General features: G+C 36.0%; 2 protein-coding genes. Both read right to left on the bottom strand.

All coding sequences use genetic code 11. The features are described from left to right. Window positions 1-23: 23 nt before the first annotated feature. A complete protein-coding gene (locus QL982_RS14485; RefSeq protein WP_290166043.1) occupies window positions 24-230 on the bottom strand; it encodes a hypothetical protein in 207 nt (68 codons plus the stop codon). A gap of 299 nt (window positions 231-529) precedes the next feature. Beyond that, window positions 530-770, bottom strand: a 241-nt coding sequence (locus QL982_RS14480; protein ID WP_290190453.1) for a transposase, incomplete at its 5' end; no start/stop codon positions are given.

Here is a 770-nt window from a genome sequence, read left to right as displayed (position 1 = left end):
ATTCGATCTGGTATTCTTTTATATTAACTATGGTTATGTCTGATGACAGCATACTTTTTAGAACACCACCAATTTTTTATATGTCCTAATTCATGAGCCATTACTCTTGTTAAAGTAGGTTTAAAAACACCTGTAGCCTTACCATCTGTACTTTTACTATCTGCGCGAACAAAGTAAGGGTCATAAACGTTCATGTTGATTTTCACAGTAATCATATCTTTATCAACCATTTCATCCGACTCCCACAGTTTCCAAGACTCATGCTGATTAAGAATCATAGGCTCTTTTTTTTATTGGTGTTAATCCTAAGCCTCCAGAATTTACTGTTTCGATGGGAACTCTATAAATACTACTATCGTTCTGAATAACAGAGATTATATGTTGCCCTTGCGGAGCAGATTTAACCTCATTAAAAGCTTGTATACAATCTTTACCGAAAACTGAAAACTGAAAACTGAAAACTGAAAACTGAAAACTGAAAACTGAAAACTGAAAACTTACTACTATTACCTTTTAAATCTATATATAGTCAGCTCAAAATAAAACTGTTATGGCCAGGACAAATATCATAAAACAACTTAGATAAGTCATTTTCCATCCAGCCTTGTCGTAGAAACGTCACTTGAGCCCACTTCTTCTCGATGGGATTTAGATCAGGGCTGTAGGGTGGTAGCCATAGAATACGATGTCCATGTCTGTTGAGTAGTTTTTGAATACGCCTATTTTTATGAAAGCGTGTCACTCGAGCACAGCTCTCCTCTTGCACTCGG

Source organism: Psychrobacter sp. 5A.1 (genome assembly GCF_030407455.1).
Taxonomy (GTDB): Bacteria; Pseudomonadota; Gammaproteobacteria; order Pseudomonadales; family Moraxellaceae; genus Psychrobacter.
Note: the sequence above shows the minus strand (reverse complement) of the source record. Positions and strands in the feature narration are given on the sequence as shown.